We start from the raw sequence: 357 nt of genomic DNA, 5'->3' as shown, positions 1-357 counted from the left end.
CGGAGGACTACTCACAAGAAGATGATGCAGGGCTTGATTTGATTGATTTCTATTTTCTTCCGCATTATCTTACAGCACCATTTAATAAAGTTACCGAGAAAATAATGACTGAGTTTACGGATTTGAATCTATGCCCAATTAACAACCGTCAGGGAATTGTAATTGATGGTGAAGGTTCAAAGGTTATTTTCAAAGACTAAGTGGTTCTTTTTGTTTTGCTGGCGCTTTGTGGGATGGTGTGGTATACTCATCTCAACAAATCAAACTCTGGAGAATGACTATGCAAAAGATCCGTACTGCCACCGTTGAAGATCTGGATGCCATTTCCGCCGTGGAGGCGGCCTGCTTTCCGGCTGC

The 357-nt window shown here is 42.3% G+C and carries 1 protein-coding gene; it reads left to right on the top strand.

Going from position 1 to position 357, the window contains the following annotated elements; genetic code table 11:
- On the top strand, window positions 1-200 hold a 200-nt coding region (locus P0G09_RS16060; protein WP_275253158.1), incomplete at its 5' end, for a Type 1 glutamine amidotransferase-like domain-containing protein.
- Between the last annotated feature and the right edge of the window lie 157 nt (window positions 201-357).

It is taken from the genome of Faecalibacterium sp. DFI.5.82 (assembly GCF_029076575.1).
Taxonomy (GTDB): Bacteria; Bacillota; Clostridia; order Oscillospirales; family Ruminococcaceae; genus Faecalibacterium; species Faecalibacterium duncaniae.
Note: the sequence above shows the minus strand (reverse complement) of the source record. Positions and strands in the feature narration are given on the sequence as shown.